The organism is Kitasatospora sp. NPDC047058 (assembly GCF_040643935.1).
Lineage (GTDB): Bacteria > Actinomycetota > Actinomycetes > Streptomycetales > Streptomycetaceae > Kitasatospora.
Genome location: NZ_JBEYVJ010000030.1, coordinates 17,676 through 43,343 on the forward strand (window position 1 = coordinate 17,676; position 25,668 = coordinate 43,343).

The window sequence follows — 25,668 nt, forward strand, 5'->3', positions numbered from 1 at the left end:
CGCCGGCCCGCAGGCCCCCGGCCGGAAGCCCGCCGGCCCGCGGCCCGGCGTCGAGGCCGACCACGACGCGCAGCGCGACTCCGCCCGCCGCGCGGCCCCCGACCGCGGCCGGACGCTGCTCGGTCCCGCGCTCTCCCTGATCCACACCGGCCAGACCCCGACCCGCTCCGCGCTCACCCGCGCGCTGGACGTCACCCGGGCCACCGCCGGCGCGGTCACCGCGGAGCTGGAGGCGCTCGGCCTGATCACCGTCGACTCCCGCCCGGCGGGCGGCGGCCGCGGCCGGCCCTCGCACCGGCTGGCCATCGATCCCGAAGGCCCGGTGGTGATCGCCGGCCAGATCCACGCCGACGGGCTGAGCGTCGCCCTGGCCGGCCTGGGCGGACTGCTCGACCCCCCGGTGCACCGCCCGCTGCCCGCCGCCACCGATCCGGTCCGGATGCTGCGCGCCGTCGCCGAGGCCGGTGCCGAGCTGGCCCGCCACAGCAGCCGCCGCTGCCTCGGTGCCGCGCTCGCCCTGCCCAACCCGGTCACCGAACCGGACGGCGCCGCGCTCGCCGCCCTGCACTTCGCCTGGCCCAGTGGGACCCCCGTCGCGGACCTGTACGACGTCGAGGTCGGCCGTGCCGACAACGGGCCGCGTGCACTCGACCCGCTGCCCACCGCCATCGCCAACGACGCCAACCTGGCCGCGCTCGCCGAGTACCGGCACGGCGCCGGCCGCGGCGCCCGCCACCTGCTGCTGGTCACCTCCGGCCACCGGGGCGTCGGCGGTGCACTGGTGATCGACGGCCGGCTGCACACCGGCAGCGCCGGGCTCGCCCTGGAGGTCGGCCACCTCACCGTGGACCCGCAGGGCCGGCCCTGCCAGTGCGGCAACCGGGGCTGCCTCAACGCCGAGACCGACCCGGACGCGCTGTTCGCCGCCGCCGGGCTCACCCCCGACCCGGACCGGCCGCTGCTCGACCAGGCCCGCGAACTCTGCCTCGCCGCCTCCACCGACGAGCGGGCCAGGACCGCCGTCGGGCACGTCGTCGACCGGCTCGGCCTGGGGCTGGCCGGCGTGGCCAACATCCTCAACCCCGACCGGGTGGTGCTCAGCGGCCTCCACCGCGACCTGCTGGAGGCCGCGCCCGACCGGCTGCGCGCGGTGGTCGCCGAGCGCTGCCTCTGGGGGCGCAGCGGCCGGGTGCCGATCGTGGGCGCCGAGCTGGGCCACAGCGCGCTGACCGGGGCGGCGGAGCTGGCCTGGCGGCCGTACCTCGCGGACCCGCAGTCGGTCGCGGTGGGCTGAGCGGGGTGCCTGGGGCGGTGCCCGGCGGCGGGTGGGGGAGTCGGTGCCGGGGGCGCGATAAGCGGAACCTGGGGCTGCGAAAACCGTCACTTATCGTGACTCTCCTACACTCGTAGTGAGCAGCAGGGGGGTCGAGCGAGGAGAGTGACCATGGGCGCCCAGCCGAGTGCCGAGCGGACCGACGACGTGGACCGCTCCGACGCGGCCTACCGCAGCTGGCTCAAGGAGGCGGTGCGCAAGGTCCAGGCCGACGCCAACCGCTCCGCCGACACCCACCTGCTCCGCTTCCCGCTCCCCGCCGACTGGGGCATCGACCTCTACCTCAAGGACGAGTCGACCCACCCGACCGGCTCGCTCAAGCACCGGCTGGCCCGCTCGCTCTTCCTGTACGGGCTCTGCAACGGCTGGATCCGCCCCGGCAAGCCGGTGATCGAGGCGTCCAGCGGCTCCACCGCCGTCTCCGAGGCGTACTTCGCGCAGCTCGTCGGCGTGCCGTTCATCGCCGTGATGGCCAAGTCCACCAGCCAGGCGAAGATCGACCTGATCCAGTTCCACGGCGGCGAGTGCCACCTGGTCGAGCGCTCGGACGAGGTGTACGAGGCCTCCGCCCGGCTCGCCGAGGAGACCGGCGGCCACTACATGGACCAGTTCACCTACGCCGAGCGGGCCACCGACTGGCGCGGCAACAACAACATCGCCGAGTCGATGTTCGCCCAGCTGCGCCTGGAGCCGCATCCGGAGCCGGCCTGGATCGTGGCCACCGCCGGGACGGGCGGCACCTCGGCGACCATCGCCCGGTACGTGCACTACATGCAGTACGACACCCGGATCTGTGTCGCCGACCCGGAGAACTCCTGCTTCTTCGACGGCTGGGTCGGGCACGACCCGGACGCGGTCTGCGAGAGCGGCTCGCGGATCGAGGGGATCGGCCGGCCGCGGATGGAGCCGAGCTTCGTGCCCGGGGCGATCGACCGGATGATGAAGGTCCCGGACGCCGCCTCGATCGCCGCCGTGCGGGTGCTGGAGGACGTGCTCGGCAAGAAGGCCGGCGCCTCCACCGGGACGGGCCTGTGGGGTGCGCTGAAGATCGTCGCCCAGATGCGGGCGGCGGGGGAACGCGGCAGCGTGGTCACCCTGATCTGCGACCCGGGCGACCGCTATCTGGACAAGTACTACTCGGACGACTGGCTGGCCGGCGAGCGGATCGACATCGCGCCGTACCGGGCCCGGCTGGAGTCCTTCCTGGCCGGCGGCGCCTGGTCGGGCTGACGCCGGGAGCCCGGAGGCCGGGAGCCCGGAGGCCGGGAGCCCGGAGGCCGGCCGGCTGTCCGGGCCCGGGCCCCGGGCGCCTTCCGGGCCGGGGCGTTGTGGATCGGGGCTGTTGCGGATCGGCGGTGGTGCGGACCGGGGCCGTTCCGGACGGGCCGTTCAGGCGGCGGGCCGGCGCTCGGTGAGGATCAGGAGGCCGGTCAGTGCGACCACGACGGCCGTGGCGCCGTGGATGCCGTAGGCGGCGGCCGCCCGTCCGTGGTGGCTCAGGATGTTGACCGCGTCGTCCAGCGGGACGAGCGCGTCGACCAGGAGCAGCAGGCCGACGGCGCGGCGGTGGCCGGCGGCCAGCAGCACGAGGACGGCGATGCCGGAGGCGAGGTCGCGGATGCCCTTGGTGTCGAAGAAGGCGGCGGCGCCGCCGTGCGGCCACTCGGGCAGACCGAACGCCGAGGCCATGCTGTCCGGGGTGAACATGTAGCCGATCCCGACGTAGCCGATGCCGAGGGCGAGCAGGACGGCGAGGACGGTGGCCGTCCGCGCGCGCAGGGTGTGGGCGCGGCTGCCGGTGGCGGTGGTGGCGGTGGTGGCGGTGGTGCTGGACATGGTGGATCCCCCTTGTGGTGAACCGGTGCGGTCTGGACACCGGTGCCGTGCGCACGGGTGTGCTGAACGCGGCTTGCGCCGCACCGTTTGCTAGCGCCGCTAGGAACTGAAACGACGTTAGCGCGGTCATTGCTTCGTTGTCTAGCGCTGCTAGGATTCCTTCCATGTCCATCCAGGAGCGCCGCGAGCGCGAACGCGCCGAACGGCATCAGCTGATCATCAGGACCGCCCGCGAGCTGGCCGAGGCCGAGGGCTGGGAGGCGGTGACGACCCGCCGGCTGGCCGAGCGGATCGAGTACAGCCAGCCCGTGCTCTACAGCCACTTCGCCAACAAGGACGCGATCGTGGCCGCCGTCGCCCTGGAGGGCTTCTCGGTGCTGGCCGCCGAGCTGCGGGCGGTGGTCCGCAAGGCCGACGGCCCGGTCGAGGCCTTCACCGCGGTGGCGGACGCCTACCTCGCCTTCGGGGCGGCCAGCCCGGCGCTCTACGACGCGATGTTCACCCTCGCGACGGACCTGCCGTTCGGACTGCCGGACTCACCCGCCCCGCTGAAGCAGGCCTTCGCCGCACTGGCCGGCCCGATCGCCGAGGTCGCCGGCGCGGAGGACCCGGAGCCCTTCGCCGAAATGGTCTGGGCGGCCCTGCACGGGCTGGTCACCCTCGCGCGGAGCGGCCGCCTGCGCCCGGACTACGCACAGCAGCGGCTGGCGCTACTGGTCGAGCGGATGCTCGGGGACGAGGCCCGGGCGTACTGACGGCCGGCGCAGCACCGCCGTGCCGGCGGCGAGGTCGACGCCGGTCCGCTTCGGTGCGCCGTCGTGCTCGTCGTCCCGCAGCACCAGCTCGATCCGGCGCTGCTCCAACTGCACGCGCTTGCCCGGGTAGAGCAGCGCGTGCAGTTCCTCGGTGGCGGTCGCGCCCGCCCGGCCGGCCTCCGGGTGCAGGCCCGGCCGGGAGCCCGCCGGTCCCGGCCGGGCGAGCAGCCGACGGGCGACGCCGCCGAGGAAGAACACCACGACCAGAGCGGCCGGCACCAACAGCCCGCCCGCCGCGCCACCGAGAAGCATGCCCATACCGCCTCAACGGACGCCGGCCGTCAGCGGGTTCCCCGCCGGTCGGGCCGAGGGCGTCACGCCGAGGGCGTCACGGCAGCCGGGCGCCCGGCAGGTCGGCGGGCACGAGCAACTGGAGCTCCTCGGTGGACGGTTCGGCCAGCTGGGCGACCCGCATCGCGTGCCGCTCGACCATCGTCTCGAAGACCTGCCGCGCGGTGCGCCCGTTGCCGAAGTTGGGCCCGCGCTCCAGCGAGGCGAAGTGCTCCAGCAGCGCGCCCTCGGTGGCCTCGGCCAGCGCGTACTCGTGCTCGGCGCACTGGGCGCGGGCGATCTCCAGCAGCTCGTCCGCGGTGTAGTCGGAGAACGTGACGGTGCGTGAGAAACGGGACGAGACACCGGGGTTGGCGGAGAGGAAGCGTTCCATCTCGGCGGTGTAGCCGGCCACGATGACGACGACCTCGTCCCGGTGGTCCTCCATCAGCTTGACCAGGGTGTCGATCGCCTCCCGCCCGAAGTCGCGGGCGCCGTCCTCGGGCGCGAGCGCGTACGCCTCGTCGATGAAGAGGACCCCGCCGCGGGCCCGGTCGAAGGCGGCGGCGGTGCGGATCGCGGTGGAGCCGATGTGCTCGCCGACCAGGTCGACCCGGGCCACTTCGACCAGGTGGCCGCGCTGCAGCACCCCGAGCGAGGCCAGGATCTCGCCGTAGAGCCGGGCGACGGTGGTCTTGCCGGTGCCGGGGGCGCCGGTGAAGACCAGGTGGCGGCGGAGCGAGGGGGCCTTGAGCCCGGCCTGGCGGCGGCGCCGGCCGACCGAGATCAGGTCGATCAGCGTGCGGACCTCCTGCTTGACGGTGGCCAGGCCGACCAGCGCGTCGAGTTCGGCGAGCGCCTCGTCGGCGGGCCGGCAGTCCGGGATCGGCCCGATCGCCGCCGTGGCCGGTGCGGCGGCGGCCGCCACCGCCACCGCGGCGGCGGTCAGCGGCACCGGGGGCGTGCTCGGCCGGGCGGCGCGCGGGGCGGGCAGCTCGGGCGCGGCGGTGGCCGGCACCACGTCGTCCGAGGTGCAGGCCTCGACCACCGGTCCGGGCTCGGAGAACTCGAACCCGGCCCGTTCGTTCTGCTCCGCGCGGCAGCGGGTCAGCACGGTGCGGCAGCCGTCGATGATGTGGAAGCCGAAACCCTTGCCGTGCGAGACCCGGCAGTCCTCGAAGGTGCCGCGGCCCTGCGCGGAGACGTACACCCCGGCGTCCGAGCTGGCCCGGACGGTGCAGTCGCGCACCACCGGGTCGGCGCCCTTGGTGACGATCACCCCGGTGGCCACGTCGGAGATCTCGCAGTCGGTGAGCAGCCCGCCGCTGCCGTGGTCGCGGAACCAGAGCCCGGTGCCGGCCTCCTGGACGCGGCAGCGGCTGAGGGTCACCCCGGCGCCGCCGCTGACCGAGACGGCGGAGCTGCGGATCCGGCTGAACGAGCAGCCCTCGGCGGTGGCGGCGGAGTCGCGGTCGAGGACGAAGAGCGCGTCCGGCAGGTCGTGCAGCGAGCAGTCGGTGAGGGTGAGCCGGGCGCCGTCGCTGACCCAGAGCGCCGGGTACTCGCCGGAGGAGCCGTGCAGTTCGCAGGACTCGGCGGTGGCCTCGGTGCCCTGGTCCCAGACCGAGAGTGCGCCGCGCCCGAAGTCCCGCACGGTGCTGTTGACGAGGCTGAGCCGGGCCCGGCCGCGCAGGTCGGCGCCGTTCTCCGGCAGGTCGTGCACCCGGCAGCCGGTCAGCACCAGTTCGGCCTCGCCGTCCAGGGTCAGGCCGTTGCCGGTGACGCGGTGGATGTCGCAGTCGACCAGCCGCCCGCCGGCCTGCGCCTCGGCCTGTACGCCGCTGCCGCGGATCTCGTAGATCTCGCAGCCGGTCAGTTCGGCGGCGCTGCCCGGGTCGGTGAGCAGCACGCCGGCGCCGGACGCGTGGTGGATCCGACAGCGTTCGAGGGCGGCGGTGGCGCCGGCGAGGACGGCCAGCCCGGCCTGCCCGGCGGCGGTGACCTCACAGTCGTCGAAGGCGGCCGCGGTGCCCTCGCCGCGCAGCCGCAGGCCCAGTCCGGCCGGGTTGGCGACCACGCAGCCGCGCAGGGTGGGCCGGGCACCGCCGGAGACCTCCAGGCCGGTGGCCGAGCGGGTCTCCACCCGGCAGCCGCTGAGCGCGGGGGTCGCGTCCGGGCCGGTGACCAGCACGGCCGGGACGGAGCTGTCGCTGCCCTCGATCACCAGGTCGCGGACGACGGCCGCGGCGGTGACGGTCAGCGGCACGCCGCTCGGCGGGTCGATCCGGACCGTGCCGGGGCCGTGCGCCGGGACGACGGTGACCGGCTTGTCCAGCACCACGTTCTCCCGGTAGGTGCCCGGTCGCAGGGTCACCGTGTCGCCCGGTTCGGCGGCCGCGAGGGCCTCCGCGAGGGTGTCGTACTCGCCGGCGCGGCGCCGCCAGCGGGATGCGCTGTCCTGGGTGACCCGGACCCTGTGCTCAGCCATGACGGTCTGTCGTCCCCACCTTCGTCGAGCCGGCGATCAACGGGCCGTACGCGCGGGGGTGCGCGGGCCGTCCGCCCACCGTAGCGCGCCCGCGCGGGTGGTCCGGCCGCCCGGCGGCGGGCGGGGCCGGGGACCGTTTCGTCTTCACCACAAGCTTCAACGAGCGCGCACAGTCGCAGTTCCGGACGCGGCGCCGCCGGGTGGGGCCGCCGGTGCCGCGTCGGCCCGTGCCGCTCCGCCGGTGCTGCGTCCGCCTGCGCCGCTCCGCCGGTTCAGACGAGTTCGCCGGCCGGCCAGTGCGCGCCGTCCTCCAGCACCTCGACCTCGTCGCCGACGCGGAGCGTCCCGAGCACGTCGCCCTCGGCCCCGGCCGGGCGCTCGGGGATCAGGTTCTGCCCGAACGCGGCCTTCTTCAGCAGCCGGTGGTGCTTGGCGAGGGTGCGCAGCGGCTCCTTGCCGCGCCGCTCGCCGGTCTCCTGGTCGGTGGTGGTGATCACGCACCGACCGCAGGGCTTGACCACCCGGAAGGTCAGCTCGCCGATCCGGATCCGGCGCCAGCCGTCCTCGGCCCACGGCTCGGCGCCGTCGACCACCACGTTGGGGCGGAAACGTTCCATCGGCAGGGTCTCGTGGCCCTGCGGGTTCTCCTCGGCGATCAGCTCGTTGAGCCGGGCCAGCGAGGAGGTGGAGGCGAGCAGCAGCGGGAACCCGTCGGCCATCGAGACGGTGTCGCCGGGCGCGGAGAAGTCCGGGTCGGCCGGCCGGGCGCGCGGGTCGTCCAGGTGCACCAGGCGGTAGTCGCCGAGGTGTTCGGCGATCCAGAGGTGGGCCTCCTTGGCCGCTTCGGCGGCGCGGAAGCGGGTGCCCCAGACCTCGACGTCGACGAGCGGGTCGCCGGCGGCGACGGAAGGTGCCGGGACGGCCGTGCGGGAGCCGTCGGGCGCGGTGAGGGTGAGCGTGCCGTCGTCGGCGAGCTCGGCGCGGATCTGGCCGAGTGCGGCGTTCTCACGCTGGCTGACGAACCGTCCGGTGGCGTCGGCCAGCATCCAGCGGCGGTCGCCGTGCAGGCCCCACGGTTCGACCCGCGCGTCGGCGGGGCTCAGGCGGTACATCGACTTGACGGGATAGAGGTGGAGTCCGGTGAGCAGCATGATCCCATCCTGCCAGGCGGTGCGCATGTGCCGGCACCCCGTCCTCCCGGCGGTACCGGGCCCGTACGCGCACGGACCGCCCGGACGCCGTGGGGGCGGTCCGGGCGGTCCGTGGATGACCCGTTTCTCCGTACGCCCGGCGCGGGGGCGCCGGGTGGTGCTCAGGTGGTGCGGGTTCGGGCCGGATGGGGCCGGCCCGGGGTGTTCAGTAGGCCTGGCCCTGCGGCTGGTAGCCCTGCTGGAACTGGCCGGGCTCGCCGTACCCGCCCGGACGCTGCGGCTGCATCGGGCGGACCGGCGCGACGGGGGAGACGGCCGGGCGCAGGTGGGTGCCGCCGAAGCTCTGGTCGCCCTGGCCGGGGAATCCGGCGCCGGACGGGGAGCCCCCGGCGAAGGACTGCTGGCCGCCGAACGACTGCTGCCCGCCGAAGCTCTGCGGGCCGCCGTTGGCCTGGCCGGCCGGCTGCTGGCCGCCGAAGGAGGCCGGGCCGCCCAGCGGCTGCGCGCCGAAGGTCTGCTGGCCGCCCTGTCCGGCGCCGACGAAGGTGTTCTGCCCGCCGAAGCTCTGGCCGCCGGAGGGCTGGTAGCCGCCGGTGGCCTGGGCGAAGCCCGGGGCGGGGGCCTGTGCCCGCGGGGCGGCGAGGTACGGCTGCGGGCCGCCGTAGCCGGGGACGGGCGGCTGGGGCGCGGCGGCGTACGCCGGCGCGGGCTGCGCCGGGATGTACGCGGTGGCGGGGCCGGCGGAGGGACCGCTGCTCGGGCCGGGGCCCAGGGCGAGACGGGCGGGCGGCAGCGCGGGGAGGTTGCTGCCGGGGGTGTCGTACCCACCGCCGTACCGGTTGTTGTCGTAGGACTGGCCGAGGCCGGATCCGTAACCGGTGGACAGCGCCGGCGGCAGGGCGGCCGGCACGTTGATGGGCGCGATCTGCGGGACACCGCGTTCTGCGACGAGGGAGTCGTAGATGGGCGTGCCGGAGGAAAAGGACGGAGAGGGGTAGCCGACTCCGTCGTAGGAGCGGGGCGAGGTCATGGGGCATACGGTAAGCCCACAATGCGGCTGCTGAGGAGAGTGGGAGGCCGAGCAGTTCGAGTGTTTACACAGTCTTCGCTCGCACAAAGGTTTCGAAAGTCGTAAGAACGGACATTTTGACGGCGAGTTCAGGCCAGCTCCGGGCCGGGTGCCGGGCTCGAACGGCACCCGGACGGGACCACCGAAGGCTGGTGCGGTGACGGGCCGGTGGACGGTCCGGGGCCCGGCGAAGAAACTTTTGCGGGCGGGGCGTGCGCTGGCGCATTCGAGCCCCCGTCGGCGGACCGGCGGGGGCTCGTGAATGTTTCGGGGATAAATTTCCCGTGAGCGCAGGTCAGGGGCCCGAAGTGCGGCTCTCGGAGCGCCGCTGCGCGGGCCCCGGCAGGTGCGGGCCTCAGCGGGCCTCGACGGGCCGGGGCGACGCGGCGGTCTGCGCCGGGAAGCCCGGCCGGCCGGCCACCTCGGAGGTGCAGAAGGAGCAGCGCACCGCGGCCGCCGGGATCGGGCTCAGGCACTCCGGGCAGTCCGCCTTGGCGGCCGGCGCGGGCTTGGCGCCGTCGAGCCGCGCCTGCAGCTTGCCGACCGGCACCACCACGACGAAGTAGATGACCGCGGCCACCAGCACGAAGCCGATCAGCGCGTTCACGAACACGCCGTACGGGAACCGGGTGCCGGCCACCGAGAAGGTCTTCTGGGTGAAGTCGCCGACCGCACCGGTCGCGACCCCGACGAGCGGGGTGAGGAAGGCGGTCACGAACCCGGTGACGACGGCGGTGAAGGCGGCACCGATGACGATGCCGACCGCGAGGTCGACGACGTTTCCGCGCAGCAGGAAGCTGCGGAATCCCTTGAGCACCGGGTGACTCCAAATCCGTTCGGGGGAGGGTGGGATGGGACCGCGGGCCCCGGCCGGACATCCTGCCGACCGGCGGTACCCGCGGTCCAACCGCGTTCACCCGAACCGCGTAACCGGGTCCCGGCCCGGCCGGACGGCGCGCAGGCGCTCCGCGTACGGCCGGATCCGGGCCCCGCGGCGGCGGGCGGCTCCCGTCAGACCCGGCGCAGCCGCAGCGAGCGCTCGTAGAACTCCACCATCCGGCCGGACACCTGGTGCAGCGTGAACGCCGTCAGGAACCGGGCGCGCGCCGCCTTCGCCCGCATCCGGGCCGCGGACCGGTCCTCCAGCGTGTCGGTGAGCGCCGCCGCGAGCTCGGCCGGCCGCTCCGGCGGCACCAGCCGCGCGTAGTCCTCCGAACCGACCGTTTCCCGCAGGGCCGGCACGTCCGCGCAGACCAGCGGCACGCCGACGCCCATCCCCTCCATCGCCGCGCTGCCGAACCCCTCCCAGCGGGACGGCACGGCCAACGCGTCCGAGGCGGCCATCAGGTCGAAGACGTCGTCGCGCGGCCCGAGGAGGCGCACGCTTCCGGCGGCCCGGGCGAGCGCGGTCAGCCGCGGCGTCTCGCCGCCCTCGCCGCCGGCCAGCAGCAGCACCGCCTCCGGCGCGGCGCGCAGCACCCCGGGCCAGGCCTCCAGCAGCACGTCCAGGCCCTTCCGGTACTCGTGGCGCGCCGCCGCGAGCACCACGGGGACGTCCTGCGGCAGGCCGAGCGCGGCCCGGACGGCGGCCCGCCGGTCCGGCGTGACGGTGCCCAGCACCTCCGGGTCGCGCCCGCGCGGGACGACGTCGATCCGCTCCCGCGGCACCCGGAGCCGCTGCGCCATCGCGCCGGCCACGTACCGGCTCAGCGCGTGGAAGCGCCGGGTGCCCTGGGCGGTGGCGGCGTCCACGGCCTGCGCGGCGCGCACCTTCCACGGGCCGGCGCCGCGCGCGCCGAGGTGCCCGGGGCCGTACGCCGGGTCCACCAGGCTGGAGACCACCGGCGTCCGGGCCGCGAAGGCGGCGGCCCGGCCGAGCACGTCGGACTCGTACAGCGTGGTGTGGACGAGGTCGGGCCGGCGCTCCCGGACCATGCGGCGCAGTGCGGCGGCGGTCCGCGCCCGGGTGGCCCGGCCCACGCCGAACACGTCGGCCCCGGCGCCGGTCAGCTCCGGCTGGAACCCGCCGGGCGATTCCCTGAGGTACGCGACGTCCAACCTGACGCCGGCCCGCACCAGTTGGGGGGCCATCGCCACCAGCCCCTGCGCGGCCCCACCGGCCCGGCCCACGTCGTCGATCACATAGAGCACATGCACAGGCCCCCGCCCTCCCGGGCGCGGCTGGCCTCCCGTGCCGGCCGGCGCCCTGACTGCCGCTCAGCATCGCAGGTGGCGCCCGCCGCCCGCCAGCGGAATCGGACACGAGCTGCCCCGCCCCCGGGGCGGCCGGGGGAGCGCGGCGGGGCGCGTACCCCGGCGCAGCCGGCGGGGGCGGGGCCTGGCTGCCTGCCTTCCTGCCTGCCCGCCGACGCCCGGCAGGCCCTCTTCACCGAGGTCCGGTCCCGGAGCCGGCCGGCGCCCGGCCCCGTACCGGCGCCAACAACCCGTCAAGATCCGCCCTCCCCCTGGGAACCGGCGCGGCACAGGCGCATACTTCCCTGCGCGGTTGCACCCGTACGACGGAGCCAGCAGGGACTCCGCCCGGGTGCACCGGCACGGGGAAAGGTCACCGACATGGTGGTACTCGCGGGCCTCGCGGCCCTGGGAATCCTTTGGCTCGCCACCGGGGTGCGGGTGGTGCAGCAGTACGAGCGGGGCGTGGTCTTCCGGCTGGGCCGGGTGCACGGACAGGTGCGCCAGCCCGGCCCCACCCTGCTGCTCCCGCTCGTCGACCGGATGCGCAAGGTGAACGTGCAGGTCATCACCATGCCGGTGCCCGCGCAGGAGGGCATCACCCGGGACAACGTCTCGGTGCGGGTCGACGCGGTCGTCTACTTCCGGGTGATGGACCCGGTGCTCGCCACCGTCGACGTGCAGAACTACACCTTCGCCATGTCGCAGGTCGCGCAGACCTCGCTGCGCTCGATCATCGGCAAGAGCGAGCTCGACGACCTGCTGTCCGGCCGGGAGAACCTGCACCGCGGCCTGGAACTGATGCTGGAGACGCCGGCCGTCGGCTGGGGCGTGCAGATCGACCGGGTCGAGATCAAGGACGTGGCGCTGCCCGACTCGATGAAGCGCTCGATGGCCCGGCAGGCCGAGGCCGACCGCGAGCGGCGCGCCCGCATCATCACCGCCGACGGCGAGTACCAGGCGGCCGAGAAGCTCGCCCAGGCGGCGGCGATGATGGACAGCTCGCCGTCGGCGCTCCAGCTGCGCCTGCTCCAGACGGTCGTCGAGGTGGCGGCGGAGAAGAACTCCACGCTGGTGCTGCCGTTCCCGGTCGAACTGCTCCGCTTCTTCGAGGGCGCCACGCCGAAGGGCGGCACCGCCCCGGCGGCGGGCGCCGGCCAGGCGGCGACCGCTCCGCAATCCACCGAGTCGGCCGGGGAACCGCCCGCGCTCGCCAAGGCCGCGCCCGCCGCCGCGTCCGCGGTGATCCCGCCGCGCCCGGAGCACGCGCCGCGCGCCGAGTGACGCAGCGCCGGGTCCGCCTCCCGGCCCGGGGCCTCCCGCCCCGGGCCGAGATCGCGGTCGTGGCCGCGCCGGGTAGTGGTGGCCGGGTGGTCGTTGCCGGGGTGGGTCGTTGTCGGGCTGCGCCGATCGGGCGAATCCCGGCGCGGCCGCCCCGGGGCGAGTAGCCGATGACGGTCCGTCATGGCCACACTGCCCGTTGTGAATTCGCTGCTGAGGTCCACCGTCCTGCTCGCCGTCGCCGCCGGGATCGCCGCAACCCCCGTCCAGGCCGGCGCAGCCACCGCCCAACCGTCCACCGAGGCCCCCCAGTCCGTCCGCCTCGACCACGTCCTGCCGGTGCAGGAGAACACCCGCACCGAGGCGGTCGAGTTCTTCTGGTACGACTGCGGCCACTCCCAGCAACTGGAGCAGCCGCTCCAGGCCTGGGCCGAGAAGCACCGCGCCGACGTCGAGCTGCGCCGGGTGCCCGCGATCTGGCCGGGCAGCCGCGAGGAGGCCGTGCAACGCGGGCACGCGCACCTCTACTACACGCTGGAGCGCCTCGGCCTGGTCGAGCGCCTGCAGACCAGCGCCTTCCGCGCGATCCACTCCAACGACCAGGACCTCACCACCGAGGACACCGCCACCGACTGGGCGCTGCACCAGGGCGTCGACCCGAACGCGTTCCGGGACGCCTACCGCTCCGACGAGGTGCGCCGGGCCGTCGACGACGCCGCCCAGCAGTTCATCCGGTACCGGATCAACGAACTGCCCACCGTGATCGTCCAGGACGACGCCCGCACCACGCCGACCAAGGCCGGCGGCGTCGAGGCGATGCCCGCGGCCATGGACCAGATGGTGGCGCAGGAGCAGCAGCGCCACCCCCGTCAGGCCCGGGACTGACCACGGGCCCGATCCCGCCGGCCGGGGAACCGAACCCCGGCGTGGCGGGGGCCCACTCCTCGGTACCGGCGCGCAGCTCCTCGGCGAGCGCGACGGCCACCACCGGACGACAGCCGCTCCGGGGTTCGCGTGAACCGGTCCGCGCGCCGGCCGACGCGATCCGCATGCCCGCGGCAAGGGTGCGGTCCGGCGGCTGGACGACCCGAGGGCGCGGCTCGTCGTCGTCGGCACCGGCCCGGCTCTGGAGCGGCTGCGGCAGTGGGGGCGGCCACCGCGTGACCGCCCCCACCGGCCGGTGGTACCGGCTCCCGGTTACCGGCTGCGACGCAGCAGGTAGGTGACGAAGCCGAGCGTGCCCCGGTAGCCGTGCAGCCACTCCGAACGGTGCCGGTCCGCGGCCTCGCGCGCCGCTGCCGCGTCCGGGTGCTCCGGGTGGTCCAGCGCCCAGGCCGCCAGCGAACCCGTCCAGGAGAACTCGTAGTCGTCCCACTCCTGGAGGCTGCTGACGTACCCGTACACCGGCGTCCAGCCGTCCGCGATCACCCGGTCGGTGGTGGTCGCCAGGTCGGCGTAGTCGTCCCCGGTGGCGCCCAGGCCGTCCAGCGCCGCCCGGTCGGGCTCGCGCTCCCAGAAGCCCTCGCCCACCAGCACCGCACCACCGGGCGTCAGGTGCTCGCGGGCGGCCGCCAGGGTCGGCAGCAGGCCGCCGAAGGCGTGCGTCGCGCCGACGTTCAGCACCAGGTCGAACGGCTCGGTGGCCTTGAACTCCCGGGCGTCCAGGTGGTGCAGGCCGAGCCGCCGCTCCAGGCCGAGGGCCGTGGCCGTCTCCCGGGCCCGGGTCAGTGCCGCGGCGTCGAGGTCCACCCCGACCGCCCGCCAGCTCGGCCGCGCCGCCAGCGCCCGGACCAGCCAGCCGCCCTCGCCGCAGCCGAGGTCCAGGGCCCGGCCGGCCTCGGTGTGTGCGGTCGCCCGGGACAGCAGCCGGGCCACCGACTCGTCGGTGACCGGTGCCGCGATCGGGTGGTGGGCATGGGCGAGGCGCGAGATCGTCTGACGGTCCATTCGGACAGTGTGGACCAGCCGGGCTCAGTACGTCCGGCCTTTCCACGCGGCCCCGCGGCCGCGCCAGTGCTGCACCGCCGAGTCCACCGTCATCAGCAGGTACAGCGCCGCCGTGAACGGCAGCAGCAGCGCGGCCGCCGCCGGCTGCCGGTAGTAGCGCAGCATCGGCACGAACGTCCCGGCCATCAGCGCCCAGGCCGCGCCGCCCGCCGCGGCCACCGGCCAGCGCGCGGCGGCCAGGCCGGCCACCGTCGCCACCGGCGGCACCAGGTACACCAGCGCCAGACCGGCCACCGTCCCGGCCAGCAACGGCACCGAGTGCCGCAGCTGGGCGTACGCGCTGCGGGAGACCATCCGCCAGAGCTGCGCCAGACGCGGGTACGGGCGGACGCTGTCCACCTGCTCGGCCAGCCCCAGCCAGGTCCGGCCGCCGGCCGCCTTCACCGCCCGGGCCAGCGACACGTCGTCGATCACCGCACCCCGGATCGCCGCCACCCCGCCGATCCGCTCCAGCGTCTCCCGCCGCACCAGCGAGCAGCCGCCCGCCGCCGCGGCCGTCCGGGCACCGGGCCGGTTGCTGCGGCGGAACGGGTACAGCTGGGCGAAGAAGTAGACGAAGGCCGGCACGACCAGCCGCTCCCAGCCGGTCTCCACCCGGAGCCGGGCCATCTGCGAGACCAGGTCCAGCCGGTTACTCTCGGCGGCGGCCACCAGCTCGGCCAGCGAGTCCGGGCCGTGCGCGATGTCCGCGTCGGTGAGCAGCAGGTACTCGGCGTCCGGACCGGCCAGCTCCACGCCGTGCCGCAGCGCCCACAGCTTGCCGGTCCAGCCCGGCGGCAGCGGGGGAGGGGTGGTGACGGTCAGCTCCAGGCCGTCGGGCGTGGCGAGCGCGGCCGCGAGCGCGCCGGTGCCGTCCGAGCTGTGGTCGTCCACCAGCACCACCCGGGCCCGCCCGGGGTACTTCTGCGCCAGCAGGGACGGCAGGCTCACCGGCAGCACCTCGGCCTCGTCCCGGGCCGGCACCACGACGACGACCTGCGGCCAGCGGGTCGGCGGACGGCGGACGGGGAGCCGGACGTCGGTGCGCCAGAACAGCCCGTGGCAGCAGGCCAGCCAGAGCCAGACCAGCAGGGAGAGCACGGTGATCCACAGCAGGACGGTCACCCGGGCAGTCTGCCGCACCCCGGGCCGGGGGCGGGGCATCGACTAAAGTCTTGCCCTGTGAAGATCGCACTGATGGACTCGGGAATCGGCCTGCTGGCCGCCGCTGCCGCCCTGCGGAGTCTCCGGCCGGACGTCGACCTGGTGCTCTCCTCCAACCCCGTCTCCATGCCCTGGGGCCCGCGCACGCCCGAGGAGGTCACCGAACTCGCCCTGGGCTGCGCGCGGGCGGCGGCCGCACTCGAACCGGACGCCCTGGTCGTCGCCTGCAACACGGCCTCGGTCCACGCGCTCGCCACCCTGCGCGCCGAGCTCGAGCCCGCGCTGCCGGTCATCGGGACCGTGCCGGCGATCAAGCCGGCCGCCGCGCTCGGCGGACCGGTCGCCATCTGGGCCACCCCGGCCACCACGGGGAGCGACTACCAGCGCGGGCTGATCCGCGACTTCGCCGGCCCGGCCGCCGTCACCGAGGTCGCGTGCCCCGGCCTGGCGGACGCCGTCGAGCACGGCGACGACGCGGCCATCGACGCGGCCATCGCCGACGCGGCCGCCCGGACGCCGGCCGGCACGGCGGCCATCGTCCTCGGCTGCACCCACTACGAGCTGGTCGGCGACCGCATCCGCGAGGCCGTCGCCCCCGTCGCCGCCCCGCACCTCACCCTGCACGGCTCCGCCGACGCGGTCGCCGCCCAGGCCCTGCGGCGCGTCGCCGACCCCGGCCGCACGGGCGACGCCACCCTCACCGTCCTCCACGCCGGCACCCCCGCGGCGTTCCCGCCCGCAGCCCTCCTCTACCCCCAGGGCCGCACCCTCCCCACCCCCACCCCAGCCGCCTGACCCACCCCCTGCCGCCCGAGGTGGGTCGGTAGGGCTTCGCTCTCAGTGCCTGCACGCGCGGTGCCCGCGTAGGAAGTCGGCGGGGCCGACTTCTGGTGCGTGGGCGGGCTGGTGTCCCGGGAGCGGCTGGCCTCTCTCGGCGGGCACTGCTGCGGTGGCCTCGCGCGCGTAGGAAGTCGGACTGGCCGACTTCTGGCGCCCGGCCCTGGGGGCTGCAGTGTGGTGGGAGTCGGAGCAGCCGCGCCGACCCGTGCCGCGTAGGAAGTCGGGCTGGCCGACTCCCTACGCGGGGTAAGCAGGGGGCGGTTCAGGCGACGGCTTGGCCGCGCCAGCGGCGGTAGGCGGGTTCGAGGCCGGACAGGATGGTGTCGAAGCGGCGGGAGCTGGTGGTGGAATCCACCTGGAGGCGGCTGATCTGCAGGGGGTGGTCGGGGAGCCGGGGGCCGAGCCGGTGGTCGGAGAGGAAGCCGAGACCGTACCCGAGCTCCTGGAGGACCGCCTCCGCGCGCGGGTCGTGGCCGCCGTCGGGGTAGGCGAAGGCGACCGGTGGTTCGCCGAGCCAGCGGGTGAGGGCCTCGTGGGCGCCGGTGATCTCGGCGCGCACGGTGGCGTCGTCGCAGCGGCCGAGGCAGGGGTGCCCCTGGGTGTGGTTGCCGATGGCGACGCCGCCCTCGCGCAGGGCGATCAGGTCGGCCGGGGTGAGCTGCTCCTGCCGGGGCGGCCGGCGGTCGGCGCTGACCCGGAGCTCGTGGAGGCTGCGCCGGCGATCGGGGTCGGGCATCGCCTTCAGGCGTCGCAGCAGCTGTGAGGGGTGTCCGCAGTCGAGCGAGCGGGCGCGCCCGCCGTGACGGGCGAGGAAGTCGGCCTCGTGCCACCAGAACGGCTTCTCGGTGCCGATGAGCTCGGAGATCACGAACGCGGCCGCCGGGATGCCCCGGTCGTTGAGGGCGGGCAGGGCGTGGGTCAGGACGCTGCGGTCGGCATCGTCGAAGGTGACGAGCACGCTGCGGGCGGGCAGCGGGCGGCGTTCCTTGACGGCGCGCTGGACGGCGGTGAGCGACACGGGGGTGGCGAGTCTTCGCAGCCGGTCGAGCTGGGCGCCGAACGAGCGCGGGTCGGTGACGCCGTGGTACGCGAGCACGGCGAGCCGCTGCGCGGCCCTGGCCCGGAACAGCGGCTGGACGGGGGCGAAGCGCAGCCAGTCACCCCGCGCGTCGGCCCGGCAGGGGTCGGGTGCTGTGGCGCGCTGCCCGGAGGTGGCCGGGGGAGCGGGCTGGGGGGCCGCCACCGGACGGGCTGCGGGCTGGAGCATGGCGGGCTGGCGAACGGCAGGCGGGCGAACGGCGGGCTGCAAGGCGGCCGGCTGCCCGACGGCCGCCTGCGACAACGCGCGCACGTTCACGCTCGGCAGGGGGCGGACCATGGAACTGGTCCGCCGAGCCCTGCTGGTCGACGTGGTGGACTGGGACTGCGGCACGGTTCCCCCTCGGTCGCCGGTGCGGCGTGGCGGTACCGCCGGAGGACGGAGCCCGGCCTCCGACTCCAGGGCACGGCGGCTCCGCCCCCTGGGTTATTCCTGTCCTCGGTGGGGACTCCCCACCCGCACCGAGGACGGCTCCTGGATCGCTCAATGTAGTGGAGACCCATACACCCCGTAGATGGTTGTACCGGACGAGCGAGGATTTTTCGCAGGCCGGAACCTGCCACCGCCCGGCGTGCGCCGGAGTGTTTCCGGCGCCGTTCCGGTCGCGTAGGGTGGCGGCCATATCACTCCCCGCGGGCTGCCTCCGCGGCTGTGCCGGGGTACCTTGGGCTCATGGCAGATGCGGACCGTGATCCCTTTCACTTGCACGGCGCGACCCGGATGGCGCGCGCGTGGAGTGGTGGCGCGCTGGTCACCCACCAGATTCCGCTAGCGGTGGTCGGCTTGGCCTGCCTTGCGATCGGCATCGTGGTCGCCGTGGCGGTTCCGGACAGTGACGGTCCGGCGTGGGCGATGGCGGTGGCCGGCTGCCTCGCGGCCGGGGTGCTGCTGCTGGGCCGGATCGCGTTCGCCGTGCTGCGGGCCCGGCGTGGCGCGACGCTCTGATCCTTTTCGGGAAGGAATGCGGTAAAGCCGGAAAGGGCGGCCGCCACCTGAACGGTTGATCGATTCACATCAGTCGGATCGGCCGGTTTTTCAGTCCGCCTGCCAATTCCTTCTCGCTTCTTTCACAATTCCAGGGCACCTGCCCACAGTTCCCCTTACTGTGAATTCCGTGCGGCCGCCAACCGGGTCGGACGGACGGCCATCTGGGCCTGCGCCGACAGGGTGCCGCCGCGGGTGGCGGAGCGCGGAGGGGGAACGATGAGCGGCACCGCCGGGCCGTCGGATACCCGGGTGGCGGGGGCGACGGGGGTGACCGGAGAGGCCGGTGTGACGGCGGCGACCGGTGTGACGGGCGAGGCCGGAAGCCGCGCGCCCGGCGTCGGCCCGGTGCGGCTGGTGCCGGAGCGCGTCTACGCCGGGATCGTGGCGGCGGCCAAGGCGGTGGACGCCCGTGCCTGACAGCCCGCCGCCCGAGCATCACCTGCCCTCCGAGCGTCGACGGCCCGGCGACCGGCAGCCCGGCGGTCGGACGCCCCCGGTTTCGTTGCCGCCGCGCCTGCGCGGCCCCCGCGGCCGCCGGCTGCGGGTGGCTCACCTGACCACCGCCGACGCGAGCCTCCACCTCCTCCTCGCCACCGAGCTCAGGGTGGACCTGGAGGCCGGCTTCGAGACCTACGGCATCAGCGCACCCGGCCCGTACGTCCCCGGCCTGGAGATGATCGGCGTCCGGCACGAGCCGCTGCACGCGCTCACCCGGGCCCGGCAGCAGCCACGCGCCGACGCTGCGGCCGCACGCGAACTCCTCGCCGTGCTGAACCGGATCCGCCCGGACGTGCTGCACACCCACGACCCCGAGACCGGCGTGCTCGGCCGGGTACTCGGCCGCCTCGCCCGCGTCCCCGTGGTCGTCAACACCTGCCACGGCCTCCGGAGGCAGGCCCACGAACCCTTCGCCAAGCGGGCGTTGGTGCTGGGAGCCGAGGCCTTCGCGGCCCGCTTCTCGCACGCCGAGCTGTACCGGAACGGTGAGGACCGCCGCACCCTGTCCTGGGCCGTCCCGGCCCACCGGTCCCGCGTGGTCGGCGACGGCGTGGACCTCACCCGGTTCGCCGCCGACCCTCGGGACCGGGCCCGCATCCGTGCCCGGATGCGCGCCGAACTCGGCGTCGGACCTGACGAGTTGCTGGTCGGCGGGGTCGGCGGGGTCGGCCGCCGGGTCGCCGGGAAGGGCATCGGCGAGTTCGCCGAGTCGGCCCGGGCGCTGGCCGGCAAGGCCCGGTTCGTCTGGATCGGCCCGGAGGACCCCGAGCACCCGGGCGGTCCGGACGCCCACGGCACCGCGTCCGGCGTCGAGTTCACCGGCCCGCACAGCGACCTGCCGGCCGTCTACGCGGCACTCGACGTCTTCGTGCTCCCCTCCTCCCGGGAGGGGTCCTCCCGTTCGGCCATGGAGGCCGCGGCCGGCGGGCTCCCGATGGTGCTCGGCGACGTCCCCGGCTGCCGCGAGATCGGCACCCACGACGAGCACCTGCTCCTCGCCCCGCCCGGGGACGCCCGGGCCCTCACCGCCGCGCTGGACCGGCTTCTCACCGAGCCCGGCCTGCGCGAGCGGCTCGGCGCCGCAGCCCGTCGCCGCGCCGCGGCGCACTTCGACCAGCGCGCCGTCGCCGGGGTCTCCCTGGAGACCTATGCGGCCGTGGCCCGCGCCAGGGCCCTGCCCTGGACGGTCGACTGAGCCCGGGCCCGGGCCCACCAGCACCGCATCGGAAGCCGCTCGGCCCGGTGGCCAGGACCGGGTGGTGCGGCAAGGGGTTCGTGATCCGCAGCTGCGGCACCTCGTCCGCGTCCGGGAACCGCCTGTCCCGCATCGTGCGGAATCCGGGACGTCGGTGGTGCCGGGCAGGCGCGGGCGACTTCGAGCACCTGTTCGATGTTGGCTTCGATGAGCTGCACCGACGGGTCGGAGCAGGCGAAGCAACATGGCTGGAGGACGGCTTCTTCCAGCTGGACGAGCTGTACTGCCGCCGGCCGACGCCGGGCGGTGACCGGGAACTGTGGGAGCTGCCCGTGTTCGGGGGCGGCACACTCCGGACCCCACCGGCGGCCCGGGCCATGTGGCCCTCGATCCGCCGGACGTGGCGCGCACGGCAACCCACCTGAGCGGGGTGTCGTTCACGGACCTGTGGCAGACGTGGACGCGACGTCCGTCGTCCGAGCCGGACGAGGAACTGCGGGAGCGCCTGGCTCGGGACCATGTGGACCTGCGCGCCTTCTACGGAAGGTCGGCGGAGCAGGGCTGGGCGGTGGCCGAGCACTTCTCCTTCTGACTCCCGATCGGGGTCGACGTGGGGGCGCCAGGGCAGTCGCGACCACCACCGCCGCGACCACGGTGAAGCCCGCGACCGGCGCCCCGACCGGCGCCCCGAGCGGCCGGATAGGCTGCGGGGTATGGCCATTCCCACCTTCCTCGCCGAACTCCGTGCCCTCGTCGGCACCCGCAAGCTCTGGTTGAGCGCCGCCGTCGCCGTCGTCGTCGACGACCAGGACCGGGTGCTGCTCGCCCAGCGGGCGGACGACGGCCGCTGGGCGCTGCCCGGCGGGATCCTCGAACCGGGCGAGCAGCCCGCCGACGGCGTGGTGCGCGAGTGCCTCGAGGAGACCGGCGTCGAGGTCGTCCCCGAGGTGCTCGCCTCGGTGAGCGTCACGCCCGATGTCGTCTACCCGAACGGCGACGTGACGCAGTACCTGGTGCTGGTCTTCCGCTGTCGCATGGTCGGCGGCGAGGCCAGGATCAACGATGACGAGTCGCTCGCCGTCGGCTGGTTCGGCCTGGACGAGCTGCCGCCGATGATCGAGCAGGAGCACGCGTGGCTGCGTCAGGGCCGCGAGGCCCAGGGTGGGACCTTCTTCGACTGGGACGGAAAGGAACACGCGTGACCGGCGGTCTGTTAGCCGAAGTCCCGCTGGCGGACGGGCCGGTGGAGTTCCGCGGTGCCCTGCACCTGGAGCGCACCGCGGCCGGCCTGCGGCCCTGGCGGCTGCCCGACTGGACGGCCGTCCAGTTCCCGGACGACGGGCTGCGCCGGGTGGTCATGATGCCCTCCGGCGTGCGGCTGGCGTTCCGGACGGCGGCCACGGTGCTCGAACTCGCGCTGCACGCCGAACCGGACCCCCTGTACCCGGGTGCGGTCGAGCTGTGGCTGGACGGCGTCCGGGCCGACCGGGCCGCGATTCCCGCGGCCGGTGGGCCCGTCGTGCTGCGATTCACCACGCCGACGGCGGACCACGGGACGGAACACGAGGCGGAGCTCTGGCTGCCGCAGTGGACCTCCGTCGAACTGGCCGCCCTGCGCGCGGACGCACCGGTCCACCCGCCGCGTCCGACCGGCCGGCGGCGCTGGCTGCACCACGGCAGTTCGGTCAGCCAGGTCCCGGAGGCCGACTCGGCCGCCGACACCTGGCCGTGGATCGCCGCCCGGCAGGCCGGCGTGGACCTGCTCAACCTCTCGCTGGCGGGCAACGCCCACCTGGACCCGTTCACCGCCCGGACCCTCCGCGACCAGCCGGCCGACGTGATCAGCCTCAAGCTCGGCATCAACGTGGTCACCAAGGCGGCGTTCCGCCTGCGCGCCTTCGTCCCGGCCGTGCACGGCTTCCTGGACACCGTCCGGGACGGCCATCCGGACACCCCGCTGCTGGTGGTCTCCCCGATCCTCAGCCCGCCGTTCGAGCGGACGCCGGGGCCGGCCGGGTTCGAGGAGGCCGGGACCGGGGCCCGGTTCGCGGCGACCGGCGACCCGGCGGACGTCAAGGCCGGGGCGCTCAGCCTGGAGGTGGTCCGGACCGAGCTGGCCCGGATCGTCGCCGTCCGGGCCGCCACCGACCCGCACCTGCACTACTTGGACGGTCTCGCGCTGCTCGGCCCGGACGACGCCGACCGGCTCGCCGACCTGCTGCACCCGGACCCGGCCGGGCACCGGCTGATCGGCGAACGCTTCGCCGGGCTGGCCTTCGGCCCGGGTGGCCCGTTCGCCACGACGGCGCAGGCGCAGGCCTGAGACGAGCGGCGGAGCGGTGCCGCCGGGCCCGAGCAGTGACGAGGGCTCAGGACGTCCGGAACCCTGCCCGGCCGGCTGCAGCGGGCCGCGTCCGGCATCTCCAGGGGGCCGGTGGCGTTGACGCGGTGGCCGGCCGGTCGGTGCTTCGCCTCGTTCGGCAGGGCCGGTTCGAGGATGCTGCCCTCGCACAGCGCAGCAAAGCACACCACGGCGTCGGTGCCGGTCGGACCGGCGTCGCCACCGCTCGGCAGGGCGCCCAGGCCCCGGACCTGGTCCTCGGGGCGGGCCGGGAGGGCCCGGACGAGGTTGGCTCCGGGGGTCCCGCCCGCCGGTGACGCCCACGCGCATGGCTGAGGTTCCCCCTCCGACCGTCCGGCCGTTCGGCCGGGTTCTGCGCCGATGGTAGCCGGGCGGTCACCCGCTGTGGAGGGGAACGCCGAGAAGTGCCGGTCGGGCGGCGCCGGTTCAGTCCTTGTGCTGGCGGTAGGCCTCCTCAGCGGCGTCCAGCACCGCCGCCAGGTCGCCCCCCGCGGTGGCGGTGGCGACGGCGGCGACGGCGCCCTCCACGAACGGGGCGTCCGCGAACCGTACCGGGAACGGCAGGCCGTGCTCGTCCGCGTTGGCGAGCAGGGCGCGGACGGTGGTCACCGCACCGCCCAGGTCGGCGAGGATCACCACGCCGTGACCCTGGTCGACCCGGCGGGTGGCGGCCGCGACCAGCACCGCGCTGATGCCCGGGCCGGAGACCAGGTCGCCGCCGGTCCCGGCGACCGGGGCGGGGGACTCGGTGCCGGTCAGCGCGAGGGCCAGGGCCCGGACCGCCACGGCCAGCTCCTGGCTGTGCGAGACCAGCACGATCCCGACCCGCCCGTGCGTGGGCGGCCGGCCCGGCGTCGGCCGGGGCAGCGGGGTGCGGGAGGGCGGGGTGCGGGGCGCCGGAGGATGGGCCGAGGGGGCGTCGGAGATGGGGATGACATCGGCGCGGGTGCCGTCCCGGCGGCTCATCGGCTGCTCCTCGGGGCGTTCGGTGGGGTTTCCCACACTCTGGCAGCTCGCCCGCCGCCCGCCCGCGCGGGACACGCTCAGCGAGGCGCGCCGTGCGGCGGCCGCGGGATGCAGCGACCGAGCGTCAGGCGGCCACGGGTGAACCGGCCGAGCGTCAGGAGTGCCTAGCACAGACCCGGCGCCCCGCGGGGCCGGTCGCGGGCCGCCGGTCCCGGGCGGAGGGAGTCCTCGGCAACCCGCTGACCGGTGCCACGGCGGTGACTAGGCTGGCACCGTTGGACCGTCGGGAGGAGACCAGTAGTGGCAGCCAACATCGGGACTGACGTGGATTCGGCCGTGGGCTCGGCCGTGGACCTGGCCACGGAGCCGGTCGTCGAGGGGGCCGGGGCGGCCTCCGGGAGCGCCGCCGGTGTGATGCCGGCGCTCGCGCCGAACGGGAAGCCGAAGGTCGACTTCACCGGTGCCACCTGGCTCTGCAGCAGCCAGGGCGTCGGGGACGTCCAGATCGCCTTCGTGGACGGCTACATCGGCATGCGGGACGGCCGTCAGGAGGACGGCCCGGTCCTGGTCTTCACGCCGGGGGAGTGGCGCGCCTTCGTGCTCGGCGCCCGGGACGGCGAGTTCGACCTCACCTGAGAGGTCCTCAGCAGCCCCCGGAGGAAGCAGCCTCCGGGGGAGCGGTCTCCGGGGCGAGCGGCCTCCGGAGGAGCCGTCGGACGGGTCCCGGGCCGGGGCCCGTCCCCTCCCGCGCATCGGGTGTGCATCGGTCGGATTTCTTTTGAGCGTACCCGGTCATTATTTCTGTTGACTGTTAGACAAACGCAGCTCAGAGTATGAGCACAGGCAGACGCCGTGCCCACCGCCCCCACGCGGCCAGACACGGCGCCTGCTGTGCAGCCCGGCAGTGCTGCCAGGCCTGCCTCCCAGAAATCCCCTGCGCACCGGGGTGCGTCGGCCGGTCCCGACCCTGCGAGAGGGCCGGCAGTCGCCGGGAGGCTGGCACCGGAACCGAGAGCGACTCGGTGGCCGGTACCGGGTGCTCGGGACCCGCACGCCCCCACGCGGCGGCGTCCCGAGCAGATCCGCGGGAGCGACGGGCCGGGGCCCCGCGGACCTTGCTTGTGTGGAACTGTTGGCTTGTGTGTTGTGCTCGCTGTGCTGTGCGGTGTGCGACGACGAAGCTGGGTGCTCGGCTGTTCGGCACGACATGTGCACAGTGAGGGATACGCGTGTAGGGCCGCGTTGCGACATGCCGTCCCCCCGAAGGGTGAAACCCAGAACGGCTGTCGTGCTGAACCGAACGTAGCCCGGACGGTTGCTCAGAGTCAACATTGGTCTCTGAGCGTGGATCTCCGTCCGGCGCCCCACCCACCCCGCGAGCGTGGTGTGCCGGGCACGTACGATGTTCCCATGTCTTTTCTCCGCCGTCGCTCCGGACAGCCCGCCGGCCCGGACTTCGACGTGCTCGCGATGGACCCGGGCGACTGGCCCGGCGACTTCGGTGCGGCCATGATGACCGGCCCGGACGGCTCCTGCCAGGGGATTTTCCTGCGCTACGACCTGTTCGGCGGCAGAGGCCCGGCGATGTTCATCGGCAACCTCCCCGAGGGCTCGCCGGCCCGCGACACCGGGGACGAGGTGCCCTTCGAGGTCCGGCAACTGCTCGCGGCGCTCGAGAACGACGAACCGGTCGAGTTCGTCTCGGCCGAGGACTTTCCGGTCATGCTCGGGGACGACCTGCTGATCGTGAAGAAGGTCAAGGTCAGCGAGGGTCGGGTGTTCTGTTCCCAGTTCGGGCGCAGCGACGGCGTCCAGGTCACCATCGCCTCCTGGGACCGACCGATTTCGGACGACCTCTACCAGTTGCTCAAGCCGCTTCCGGCGGACATGTTCCAGCAGAGCTGACGGGCGCCCCGGCGGCTCCCGCCCGGGGCCGGTTCCGTGCCCCGGGCGGCCCTTGACGGTTGCGATCACCGCTTCGTACAGTCGCGACCATGTCGTGCCGTCTCCCGCTGCTGACCTGCCGCAGCCGTCCGGACCTGCGACGCGCCGCCGACGCGGCGTGTCCGGGCCGCTGAGGGGGACTCGTCCCCGAGGCGGCGGGCAGCCGGCCGAGCGGCCGGCGCCGGTCCGGG

Annotated in this window: 24 protein-coding genes and 1 pseudogene; 14 read left to right on the forward strand and 11 right to left on the reverse strand. The window is 75.0% G+C overall.

Features of this window, described 5'->3' with window-relative positions; all coding sequences use genetic code 11:
* The first annotated feature begins 115 nt into the window (after positions 1–115).
* Complete coding sequence (locus tag ABZ885_RS07190) at positions 116–1,294, forward strand: ROK family protein (protein ID WP_360184396.1); 1,179 nt, start codon at positions 116–118, stop codon at positions 1,292–1,294.
* 150 nt (positions 1,295–1,444) lie between these two features.
* A complete protein-coding gene (locus ABZ885_RS07195; RefSeq protein ID WP_360184337.1) occupies positions 1,445–2,563 on the forward strand; it encodes a PLP-dependent cysteine synthase family protein in 1,119 nt (372 codons plus the stop codon).
* Positions 2,564–2,722: 159 nt separating this feature from the next.
* On the opposite strand, the gene ABZ885_RS07200 is transcribed toward ABZ885_RS07195, so the two are convergent.
* Positions 2,723–3,169, reverse strand: a complete 447-nt coding sequence (locus ABZ885_RS07200; protein ID WP_360184339.1) for a DUF4267 domain-containing protein — start codon at positions 3,167–3,169, stop codon at positions 2,723–2,725.
* Positions 3,170–3,333: 164 nt separating this feature from the next.
* On the opposite strand from ABZ885_RS07200, the gene ABZ885_RS07205 reads away from it, so the two are divergent.
* Positions 3,334–3,924, forward strand: coding sequence for a TetR/AcrR family transcriptional regulator (locus ABZ885_RS07205; RefSeq protein WP_360184340.1), 591 nt, complete (start codon positions 3,334–3,336; stop codon positions 3,922–3,924).
* On the opposite strand, the gene ABZ885_RS07210 is transcribed toward ABZ885_RS07205, so the two are convergent.
* The 6 genes and pseudogenes from ABZ885_RS07210 to ABZ885_RS07235 all read right to left on the reverse strand — a co-directional run bounded on the left by ABZ885_RS07210 (position 3,880) and on the right by ABZ885_RS07235 (position 11,104).
* Positions 3,880–4,242, reverse strand: a complete 363-nt coding sequence (locus tag ABZ885_RS07210) for a DUF6191 domain-containing protein (RefSeq protein ID WP_360184343.1) — start codon at positions 4,240–4,242, stop codon at positions 3,880–3,882. The two genes, ABZ885_RS07205 and ABZ885_RS07210, sit on opposite strands and share 45 nt — an antisense overlap.
* A gap of 70 nt (positions 4,243–4,312) precedes the next feature.
* On the reverse strand, positions 4,313–6,742 hold the full coding sequence (locus ABZ885_RS07215) for a right-handed parallel beta-helix repeat-containing protein (protein WP_360184346.1): 2,430 nt from the start codon (positions 6,740–6,742) through the stop codon (positions 4,313–4,315).
* Positions 6,743–7,014: 272 nt separating this feature from the next.
* The gene (locus ABZ885_RS07220) at positions 7,015–7,893 is read right to left on the reverse strand and encodes an MOSC N-terminal beta barrel domain-containing protein (protein WP_360184349.1); all 879 of its coding nucleotides are present in this window, start codon (positions 7,891–7,893) and stop codon (positions 7,015–7,017) included.
* 754 nt (positions 7,894–8,647) lie between these two features.
* A pseudogene (locus ABZ885_RS07225) lies at positions 8,648–8,923 on the reverse strand (DUF6643 family protein); the annotation flags it as partial.
* Between the two features lie 394 nt (positions 8,924–9,317).
* On the reverse strand, positions 9,318–9,779 hold the full coding sequence (gene mscL, locus ABZ885_RS07230) for a large conductance mechanosensitive channel protein MscL (RefSeq protein WP_360184351.1): 462 nt from the start codon (positions 9,777–9,779) through the stop codon (positions 9,318–9,320).
* A gap of 194 nt (positions 9,780–9,973) precedes the next feature.
* Complete coding sequence (locus ABZ885_RS07235) at positions 9,974–11,104, reverse strand: glycosyltransferase family 4 protein (RefSeq protein ID WP_360184354.1); 1,131 nt, start codon at positions 11,102–11,104, stop codon at positions 9,974–9,976.
* A 432-nt stretch (positions 11,105–11,536) separates the two neighbouring features.
* Here ABZ885_RS07235 and ABZ885_RS07240 point away from each other — a divergent pair, with 432 nt between their 5' ends.
* Positions 11,537–12,439 (forward strand): slipin family protein, encoded by a 903-nt coding sequence (locus tag ABZ885_RS07240; protein WP_360184357.1) that lies wholly within the window; start codon positions 11,537–11,539, stop codon positions 12,437–12,439.
* A gap of 198 nt (positions 12,440–12,637) precedes the next feature.
* Positions 12,638–13,321, forward strand: a complete 684-nt coding sequence (locus tag ABZ885_RS07245; RefSeq protein ID WP_360184359.1) for a thiol:disulfide interchange protein DsbA/DsbL — start codon at positions 12,638–12,640, stop codon at positions 13,319–13,321.
* A gap of 312 nt (positions 13,322–13,633) precedes the next feature.
* Here the strand turns inward: ABZ885_RS07245 and ABZ885_RS07250 are convergent, their stop codons facing one another.
* Positions 13,634–14,383 carry a class I SAM-dependent methyltransferase gene (locus ABZ885_RS07250; RefSeq protein WP_360184362.1) on the reverse strand — a complete coding sequence of 250 codons (750 nt, stop codon included), beginning with the start codon at positions 14,381–14,383 and terminating at the stop codon, positions 13,634–13,636.
* A 24-nt stretch (positions 14,384–14,407) separates the two neighbouring features.
* Positions 14,408–15,547: a glycosyltransferase gene (locus ABZ885_RS07255; protein WP_360184364.1), complete on the reverse strand. Its 1,140-nt coding sequence runs from the start codon at positions 15,545–15,547 to the stop codon at positions 14,408–14,410.
* Between the two features lie 57 nt (positions 15,548–15,604).
* Here ABZ885_RS07255 and ABZ885_RS07260 point away from each other — a divergent pair, with 57 nt between their 5' ends.
* Positions 15,605–16,381 carry an aspartate/glutamate racemase family protein gene (locus ABZ885_RS07260; RefSeq protein ID WP_360184366.1) on the forward strand — a complete coding sequence of 259 codons (777 nt, stop codon included), beginning with the start codon at positions 15,605–15,607 and terminating at the stop codon, positions 16,379–16,381.
* A gap of 307 nt (positions 16,382–16,688) precedes the next feature.
* Here ABZ885_RS07260 and ABZ885_RS07265 read toward each other — a convergent pair whose 3' ends face one another.
* Positions 16,689–17,693, reverse strand: a complete 1,005-nt coding sequence (locus ABZ885_RS07265) for a polysaccharide deacetylase family protein (RefSeq protein WP_360184369.1) — start codon at positions 17,691–17,693, stop codon at positions 16,689–16,691.
* 504 nt (positions 17,694–18,197) lie between these two features.
* Here ABZ885_RS07265 and ABZ885_RS07270 point away from each other — a divergent pair.
* The 6 genes from ABZ885_RS07270 (at position 18,198) to ABZ885_RS07295 (ending at position 22,528) form a co-directional block, all read left to right on the forward strand.
* A complete protein-coding gene (locus tag ABZ885_RS07270; RefSeq protein WP_360184371.1) occupies positions 18,198–18,470 on the forward strand; it encodes a hypothetical protein in 273 nt (90 codons plus the stop codon).
* Between the two features lie 258 nt (positions 18,471–18,728).
* Positions 18,729–18,929, forward strand: coding sequence for a hypothetical protein (locus ABZ885_RS07275; RefSeq protein WP_360184374.1), 201 nt, complete (start codon positions 18,729–18,731; stop codon positions 18,927–18,929).
* A gap of 127 nt (positions 18,930–19,056) precedes the next feature.
* Positions 19,057–20,205, forward strand: a complete 1,149-nt coding sequence (locus ABZ885_RS07280) for a glycosyltransferase (protein ID WP_360184377.1) — start codon at positions 19,057–19,059, stop codon at positions 20,203–20,205.
* Between the two features lie 400 nt (positions 20,206–20,605).
* On the forward strand, positions 20,606–20,797 hold the full coding sequence (locus ABZ885_RS07285; RefSeq protein ID WP_360184379.1) for a hypothetical protein: 192 nt from the start codon (positions 20,606–20,608) through the stop codon (positions 20,795–20,797).
* A 121-nt stretch (positions 20,798–20,918) separates the two neighbouring features.
* Positions 20,919–21,407 (forward strand): NUDIX domain-containing protein, encoded by a 489-nt coding sequence (locus ABZ885_RS07290; RefSeq protein ID WP_360184382.1) that lies wholly within the window; start codon positions 20,919–20,921, stop codon positions 21,405–21,407.
* Positions 21,404–22,528 carry a lipase gene (locus ABZ885_RS07295; RefSeq protein ID WP_360184385.1) on the forward strand — a complete coding sequence of 375 codons (1,125 nt, stop codon included), beginning with the start codon at positions 21,404–21,406 and terminating at the stop codon, positions 22,526–22,528. The genes ABZ885_RS07290 and ABZ885_RS07295 overlap by 4 nt, the downstream gene beginning before the upstream one ends.
* Positions 22,529–22,993: 465 nt before the next feature.
* Here ABZ885_RS07295 and ABZ885_RS07300 read toward each other — a convergent pair whose 3' ends face one another.
* A complete protein-coding gene (locus ABZ885_RS07300; protein ID WP_360184388.1) occupies positions 22,994–23,533 on the reverse strand; it encodes a PTS fructose transporter subunit IIA in 540 nt (179 codons plus the stop codon).
* Positions 23,534–23,947: 414 nt separating this feature from the next.
* On the opposite strand from ABZ885_RS07300, the gene ABZ885_RS07305 reads away from it, so the two are divergent.
* A complete protein-coding gene (locus ABZ885_RS07305) occupies positions 23,948–24,169 on the forward strand; it encodes a DUF397 domain-containing protein (protein ID WP_360184399.1) in 222 nt (73 codons plus the stop codon).
* 774 nt (positions 24,170–24,943) lie between these two features.
* Positions 24,944–25,438 carry a hypothetical protein gene (locus ABZ885_RS07310; RefSeq protein WP_360184390.1) on the forward strand — a complete coding sequence of 165 codons (495 nt, stop codon included), beginning with the start codon at positions 24,944–24,946 and terminating at the stop codon, positions 25,436–25,438.
* Positions 25,439–25,668: the final 230 nt, after the last annotated feature.